8 protein-coding genes are annotated in these 7,272 nt (G+C 63.6%); 1 reads left to right on the forward strand and 7 read right to left on the reverse strand.

Annotated features, from left to right (window positions below):
- The 7 genes from DH10_RS06450 to DH10_RS06480 all read right to left on the reverse strand — a co-directional run.
- Window positions 1–2,082, reverse strand: a 2,082-nt coding sequence (locus tag DH10_RS06450; RefSeq protein WP_192384497.1) for a transglycosylase domain-containing protein, incomplete at its 3' end; no start/stop codon positions are given.
- Window positions 2,083–2,362: 280 nt separating this feature from the next.
- Window positions 2,363–2,746, reverse strand: coding sequence for a hypothetical protein (locus DH10_RS06455; RefSeq protein WP_192252098.1), 384 nt, complete (start codon window positions 2,744–2,746; stop codon window positions 2,363–2,365).
- Between the two features lie 165 nt (window positions 2,747–2,911).
- Complete coding sequence (locus DH10_RS06460; protein WP_082980768.1) at window positions 2,912–3,058, reverse strand: hypothetical protein; 147 nt, start codon at window positions 3,056–3,058, stop codon at window positions 2,912–2,914.
- 25 nt (window positions 3,059–3,083) lie between these two features.
- The gene (locus DH10_RS06465) at window positions 3,084–3,338 is read right to left on the reverse strand and encodes a GlsB/YeaQ/YmgE family stress response membrane protein (protein ID WP_192252094.1); all 255 of its coding nucleotides are present in this window, start codon (window positions 3,336–3,338) and stop codon (window positions 3,084–3,086) included.
- Between the two features lie 99 nt (window positions 3,339–3,437).
- A complete protein-coding gene (locus DH10_RS06470; RefSeq protein ID WP_192252091.1) occupies window positions 3,438–3,644 on the reverse strand; it encodes a hypothetical protein in 207 nt (68 codons plus the stop codon).
- A gap of 63 nt (window positions 3,645–3,707) precedes the next feature.
- Complete coding sequence (locus DH10_RS06475; RefSeq protein ID WP_192252088.1) at window positions 3,708–4,328, reverse strand: ribonuclease D; 621 nt, start codon at window positions 4,326–4,328, stop codon at window positions 3,708–3,710.
- Between the two features lie 139 nt (window positions 4,329–4,467).
- A complete protein-coding gene (locus DH10_RS06480) occupies window positions 4,468–5,853 on the reverse strand; it encodes a M20/M25/M40 family metallo-hydrolase (protein WP_192252085.1) in 1,386 nt (461 codons plus the stop codon).
- A gap of 437 nt (window positions 5,854–6,290) precedes the next feature.
- Between DH10_RS06480 and DH10_RS06485 the strand changes: the two genes are divergently transcribed.
- Window positions 6,291–7,272, forward strand: a 982-nt coding sequence (locus DH10_RS06485; RefSeq protein WP_281423809.1) for a 5'-3' exonuclease H3TH domain-containing protein, incomplete at its 3' end; no start/stop codon positions are given.

Genomic DNA, 7,272 nt, shown 5'->3' on the forward strand with positions numbered 1-7,272 from the left:
CTGGGCGACAGGCGCCGACTGGCCGACGGCTGCCGGCGGCGTCGGAGGCGGCTGCGAGGCATCCGCCGAGGGTATCTCGTCCGGCACGATCGTATCGGACGGCGTCGACTTCCACGTGCCGGGCAGCGGCCTGACGGGCACGCCCTCATGCGCGGCAACCATGAATTCGTGCCAGGCCTGCGCCGGCAAGGCGCCGCCGGTCACCTTCTTCATCGGGCTGCCGTCGTCATTGCCGAACCACACACCGGTGGTGAGGTTCGCGGTGTATCCGACGAACCATGCATCGCGCGAATTCTGGCTGGTGCCGGTCTTGCCGGCCGAGGGCCAGTTGAAGGCCGCCTTCTTGGCGGTGCCGACTTCGACCGTGCCGGTCATCATCGAGTTCATCATGCCGACGATGTCGGCTTTGATGACGCGCGGCGCGCCGCCGCCATTGTTCTCGTAGAGCACCTTGCCGCCGGCCGTGGTGATGCGCTGAATGAAATGGATGTCCGGCTTGTACCCGCCATTGGCGAAAGGCACATAGGCGGCGGTCAGCTCCAGCGGCGTCACTTCCGATGTGCCGAGCGCGATCGAGGTGTTCGACTGCAGATCGGACTGGATGCCCATGCGATGCGCCGCCTCGACCACCGCGTCGGGCCCAACTTCCATGGTGAGCTGCGCGGCGACCGAGTTCAGCGACTTGGCAAGCGCCGTCGCCAGTGTCACCTTGCCATAATATTTGCCGCCGTAATTGTCGGGCGTCCACTTGCCTATTCTGATCGGCGCGTCGTTGCGCACGCTGTCCGGCGTGCGGCCGGCTTCCAGCGCCGCCATATAGACGAACGGCTTGAAGGCTGAGCCCGGCTGGCGCCGCGCTTCCGAGGCGCGGTCGAACTGGCTGGTCGAATAGTCGTAGCCGCCGACCATGGCGCGCACGGCGCCGGAATCATCGATCGACACCAGCGTCCCTTGCGTGACGTTGAGCTTCTTGCCGCTCTCGTCGATCAGCCGGCGGATCGACTGCTCGGCAAGCTTCTGCAACGTGAGGTCGACGGTGGTGTCGATGACGATGTCGCCGCGCACGTCGCCGATCAGGTCCGGAAGCTCTTCCATGACCGTGTCGGCGACATAGTTCTCCGAGCCGGTCCAGTAGGACGGCGCGCGCGTCGCCGGCGCGCTCAGCGCCACCTTGTATTCCTTTTCGCTGATCTTGCCTTCCCCGCGCATGGCCGCGAGCACGAGCTGCGCGCGCTCTTCCGCCGCCTTGGGATCGCGCGCCGGCGAGAGCCGCGACGGCGCCTTGAGCAGGCCGGCGAGAAGTGCTGCCTCCGAGAGCGAGACATCGCGGGCGCTCTTGCCGAAATAACGCCGTGAGGCGGCCTCTACACCATAGGCGCCGGATCCGAAATAGACCCGGTTGAGGTACATTTCGAGGATCTGGTCCTTGCTGTGCTTGTGCTCCAGCCAGAGCGCCAAAAGCACTTCCTGCACCTTGCGTTCCAGCGTCCGGTCCGGCGTCAGGAACAGGTTCTTGGCCAGCTGCTGCGTCAGCGTCGAGCCGCCTTGCGAGAAATGGCCGCCGACGACGTTGGTGACCATGGCGCGCGAAAGCCCGATCGGGTCGATGCCGAAATGCGAATAGAAGCGCCGGTCCTCGATGGCGACGACGGCTTCGGGGATATAGGGCGACATTTCATGCAGGCCGACGGCCTCGCCGCCGCTCATGCCTCTGTTGGCGATGAGCTGCCCGTCGACCGAGACGATCTTGATGTTGGGTGCGCGGTCGGGGATCGACCATGTGGTCGCCGCCGGCATCTTGGCGCCGTAATAGACCACGATGCCGGCCACCGCGATGCCGCCCCAAATGCAGAGCACGAAGCACCAGTAGAGCAGGCGGCCGAAAATGGAAAACAGCCCGCGCCGGCTTCCGCTCCGGCCGCGGCCGCGCGACTTCGCCTTGGCGGATTTGCGTTTTGCTGCGGATTTGCGATTTGCCGGCACGACGCGATCCTCCTCGCTGACCGAAAAGCCGTCGGAGGATTTCGCCCGCGGCGAGCCCTCGAAGCTCGGTTCGATGCGACTGTCTCTGCGGTTCGCCATGCGCTGCGCTTGTCTGTCCCCGGTGCCGATGGCGCTCGAGTTGCAGAGTAGATGCGGCGGTTTAAAGGCGCGTTAAGTTGGGAAAAATCGAAGCGATTGAAAATCAAATGCTTGGCAAGCACCCAATCCGGCTCGGTTCCGTAGGGCGAAGCTCCCGGCCGCCGTGACCGGACCGCCGGGGCGAGACCGCCGTTATTCGAGCCTTGTCGGAGCGCGATCGGCTTGAGGATCCGGCCGCGCTCCTTGCCAGATTGCATCCGGCGTGCAAGTCGGCCGTGGACTAGTCGAGAACGGCACGGACCGACAGCGCCGCTCTCGATGCCTGCATCACGTCGCCGACGTGGCAGTAGCAGACGATCTCGTGCAACTGATAATCGGTCAGCTCGAAGAAGCGCTTTGCTTCCCCGTAGCTGTCGTCCTTCAAACCCTCACCGTGCAAAATCGGGTCTTCGAGGGCGACCGATATCGGCGAGCCGTCGCCACGCATGATATCGCGTTCGGCGCGGGCACGGTATTCGGTGCCGGTAAGCGCGGTCAGCAGCCGGCTGGGCTCACGTTCGAGAAGCTCCGCCCAACGTGCGAGGCGCTGGGTTCGGCTCATGACGGGTTTGGCGGTGTTGACCTCGGCAACTGCGTGCAGCTGGTCCAGTGTTTGGTGCTTCATGGCAACCTCCTAGTGGCTAGGTTGGCTGGCCCCAAACTCCCTATGCCATGATGATACCGCCGAACTGCCGGGACGTCATCTTCTTTGCCGTCCCGCTCCGCAAGATTGATGGAAGCTGTTATCCGGAGCAGGCCGGTCAAGCCGCGAGATGCGCCAGCGATCGGATCAATTCTGTTGGATCGAGATGCCCTTGTCGTCGATCTTGAGCTCCACGCCTTTCGGCCTGGTCTGCTCACGATAGATGTAGATGCCGAGCGCGATGACCACGACGACCAATGCGCCGATGATGAGATAGAGCATGTTCTGTCTCATCGCGCCCCTTTCCGGTGATTGAGTCTCACGCTCGTTTCAAGACCCGGACCACCAGCAGCAAGATGATGGCGCCGATCGTGGCATGGATGATCGACGCCAGGATGCCGCCGCCGATGGCGAAGCCCAGCCTCGGGAAGAGCCAGCCGGCTATGAAGGCGCCGATGATGCCGACGATGATGTTGCCGATCAGGCCGAAGCCAAAGCCCGACACGATCAGGCCGGCAAGCCAGCCAGCGATGGCGCCGATGATGATGAAGACGAGAAGACTTTCGATACCCATGCAGGTCCCTCCGGGCAAGCGATGAAAGCGAAGGCTCCGAATCGCCTTCGAGATCAACGGCTTCAAGCTATGCGAAAGTGATTGCCCGCGCCAGCGAGGTCACTGCTGGTCTTCGTTATCGCCCGATGCTGGCCGCCAACTCGTCGGATCGACCTTCTTTTGCGTGTTGCTGTCGATGTAGACCCACCAGCCACCGTCACGATACTGACCGACGGATTCGTTGATGACGCCGTCGTTGTCCGTCCACATGATGGTGACCTTGGAGCCGTCCTTCGGCGCGCTCGCGATCGGTTTGCGCTCTGCCATTTCATTCCCTCCCCATCTCATTCAGTGGACCGGCAGGAACGTCGCTCGACGCGCCGGGTTCCGTCAGCTGTGCGCGAAGATATCTTCCTCCGCCCAGCCCATCAGGTCGAGCTTCGCCCGTGTCGGCAGGAAACGGAAGCAGGCTTCTGCCTCCTTGGTGCGATCCTCGCGCGCCAGCCGCGCGGCCAGAACCTCGCGCAGCCGGTGCAGGTAGAGCACGTCGGATGCGGCATATTCGAGCTGCTCGGGCGACAGCGTTTCCGCCGCCCAGTCCGACGACTGCTGCGCCTTGGAGAGGCCGATGCCGAGCAGTTCGTTGCAGAGATCCTTCAGCCCGTGGCGGTCGGTGTAGGTACGGGTCAGCCGCGAGGCGATCTTGGTGCAGAAAACCGGCTCGGCCATGACGCCGAAAGCGTGATAAAGGACGGCAATGTCGAAACGGCCGAAGTGAAACAACTTCGTCACGGCGTCGTTCCTGAGAAGGCTGACGAGGTTGGGCGCCTCCTTTTGGCCCGGCGCGATCTGGATAACGTCGGCGCTGCCGTCGCCTGGCGAGATCTGCACCACGCAGAGCCGGTCGCGATGTGGATTGAGCCCCAGCGTTTCCGTGTCGATGGCCACCGCCCCGACATTGTAGCGGGACAGATCCGGCAGATCGTTCTTGTGGAAACGGATATCGGTCATTTTCTTCTCCGGATCGCACCTGCAGCGCCGCACATCCTTCACATGCGCAAAGGACGCTGCAGCACCTTGCAGTAGACAAACCCGTCCTTGCCGCGATCCGGAAAAAAATCAACAGAAAGTTGATTTTCCTGCGTTCGCCTCAGCGCGTCAGCGCATCGAGAATGCGTGCCCAGGAACGCTGCCCCTTGTGGAAGGAGGTGAGCTCGTATTTCTCGTTGGGCGAATGGATGCGGTCGTCGTCGAGGCCGAAGCCGACCAGCAGCGATTCCATGCCGAGATAGGTCTGGAAATCGCCGACCACGGGAATGGAGCCGCCGCCGCCGGTGGTGACGGCCTGCTTCTCCCATTCGTCGGAGAGCGCGTCCTTGGCCTTGGCCAGGAACGGCGAGTCGTAGGAAAGCTGGATCGCTGGCGAGCCGCCATGCGGATGGAACTCGACCGAGCAGTCGGCCGGGATCCGCTCGCGCACGAAAGCCTGGAAGGCGGCGCGGATTTTTTTCGGGTCCTGCTTGTGGACGAGCCGGAACGACACTTTCGCCGACGCTTCCGCAGCAATCACCGTTTTGAAGCCCTTGCCGGTATAGCCGCCGATGATGCCGTTGAATTCGGCCGTCGGCCGCGCCCAGGTGAGTTCGAGCAGCGAGCGGCCCTTTTCGCCGGCGGGATTGGAAAGCCCGACCGGGCCGAGGAAGGTTTCGGCCGTTTCGCCGAGCCCCTCCCAGGATTTCAGCACCTGCGACGGCGTCTCCTCGACACCGTCATAGAAGCCCGGGATGGTGACGCGGCCGTCCTTGTCATGGACGTCGGCGAGGATCTTGGCCAGGATCCGGATCGGATTGGCGGCCGGGCCGCCATAGAGGCCTGAATGCAGGTCGCGGCTGGCGGCCTTGACGGTGACCTCCTCGCCGACCATGCCGCGCAGCGACACGCAGATCGACGGCGTCTCGCGGTTCCACATGCTGGTGTCGCAAACCAGCGCGAAATCCGCCTTCAGCTCGGCGGCGTTGGCCTCGAGGAACGGCTTCAGCGACGGCGAGCCGGATTCTTCCTCGCCCTCGAACAGGATGGTGACGCGGCACGGCAGATTGCCATGCACCTGCTTCCAGGCGCGGCAGGCCTCGACGAAGGTCATCAGCTGTCCCTTGTCGTCGGCCGAGCCACGCCCGGTGATCACCTTGCGGCCGGGCTCGATCTCCTTGATCGACGGCGCGAACGGATCGGTTCCCCACAGCTCGATCGGATCGACCGGCTGCACGTCGTAGTGGCCGTAGAACAGCACATGCGGCGCGCCGGCCGGCCCTTCGTGATGCGCCACCACCATTGGATGTCCGGGCGTGTCGCGCACGCTGGCCTCGAAGCCGATCAGCTTGAGCTCGGTCACCAGCCATTCGGCGCCCTTGCGGCAGTCGGCGCGGTAGGCGGGATCGGTGGAGATCGACTTGATGCCGAGCAAGCCGAAAAGCCGCTCCAGGCTCTGGTCGAGATTCTGGTCGAGACGGTCGAGGACGGGGGAGATTCTGGACATTTTTTTCAGCCTTTCGATTCTGGCCCGACCCTAAAGGGACGAGCAGAAAACGCAAAGCCGCGATCGTTGGACCAAGGGCTCCGGCGCCGGTGACACGCAGGCTGCAGGGCAAAAAAGAACCGCCGTGGTGGAGGGGGAACCACGGCGGTCTTTACTCGAAACGTTGCGGCAGCCCGGAGAGGGGGGATAGGCTGCCGCAGGTTGCCCGGGATAGGCGGGGGACGGGCCTTACTCCGGACTTCGGCGAAAAATGCCGATGACAGGTATTTGGGTCTGTGAACATGGCGATTCAAGGGCACGAAGATTACACTTTTGTAACATGGCCGTGAGCGGCGAGATTTGCCCGAGACAGTGTCTGTCAGGGGTGTTGCCGGAACCGGTGGTTTGCACAGCCTTTGGCATGGACCGCGCAGCCTGGCCGCGCTATCCCTGCCGGCATGAAAAAAGGCGATCATCTCTTTCTTGTCGACGGCTCCGGCTACATTTTCCGCGCCTACCACGCGCTGCCGCCGCTCAACCGCAAATCCGACGGCCTGCCGACCAGCGCCGTGCTCGGCTTCTGCAACATGGTGTGGAAGCTGATGCAGGACGCCCGCAACACCGATGTCGGCGTGGTGCCGACGCATTTCGCCGTCATCTTCGACTATTCCTCGAAAACCTTCCGCAGCGATCTCTACCCCGAATACAAGGCCAACCGCTCGGCGCCGCCGGAAGACCTCATCCCGCAATTCGGCCTGATCCGCCAGGCGACCGCAGCGTTCAATGTTCCCTGTATCGAGACGGAGGGTTTTGAGGCCGACGACATCATCGCCACCTATTGCCGGCTGGCCTGCGAGGTCGGCGCCGACACCACCATCATCTCCTCCGACAAGGACCTGATGCAATTGGTTGGCCCGACGGTCGGCATGTACGACCCGATGAAGGACCGCCAGATCGGCATTCCCGAAGTGATCGAGAAATGGGGCGTGCCGCCGGAAAAGATGATCGATCTGCAGGCGCTGACCGGCGACTCGGTCGACAATGTTCCGGGCGTGCCCGGCATCGGCCCGAAGACCGCGGCGCAGCTTTTGGAACAGTTCGGCGACCTGGACGGGTTGCTCGCACGTGCCTCCGAGATCAAGCAGGACAAGCGACGCGAAACCATCATCGCCAATGCCGACAAGGCGCGCATCTCGCGTGAGCTGGTGACGTTGAAGAACGATGTGCCGCTGAAGGAGGGGCTGGACGATCTGGTTCTGCATGCGCCGGACGGGCCGAAGCTGATCGGCTTCCTGAAGACGATGGAGTTCACCACGCTGACCCGCCGCGTCGCCGAGGCGACCGCAACCGAGATCGGCGACGTCCAGGCTTCCGCCGTTACCATCGAGCGCGCCGACACGGCGCATGGTCCCGATGTCGGCGCCGGCGCGCCGCGGGCCG

This window comes from Mesorhizobium silamurunense (assembly GCF_014843825.1).
Lineage (GTDB): Bacteria > Pseudomonadota > Alphaproteobacteria > Rhizobiales > Rhizobiaceae > Mesorhizobium > Mesorhizobium silamurunense.

Coding starts and splice junctions, on each gene's coding strand:
- DH10_RS06465 (WP_192252094.1), bottom strand. CDS start 3,338: ATGGGTATCGAAAGTCTTCTCGTCTTCATCATCATCGGCGCCATCGCT.
- DH10_RS06455 (WP_192252098.1), bottom strand. CDS start 2,746: ATGAAGCACCAAACACTGGACCAGCTGCACGCAGTTGCCGAGGTCAAC.
- DH10_RS06460 (WP_082980768.1), bottom strand. CDS start 3,058: ATGAGACAGAACATGCTCTATCTCATCATCGGCGCATTGGTCGTCGTG.
- DH10_RS06475 (WP_192252088.1), bottom strand. CDS start 4,328: ATGACCGATATCCGTTTCCACAAGAACGATCTGCCGGATCTGTCCCGC.
- DH10_RS06470 (WP_192252091.1), bottom strand. CDS start 3,644: ATGGCAGAGCGCAAACCGATCGCGAGCGCGCCGAAGGACGGCTCCAAG.
- DH10_RS06480 (WP_192252085.1), bottom strand. CDS start 5,853: ATGTCCAGAATCTCCCCCGTCCTCGACCGTCTCGACCAGAATCTCGAC.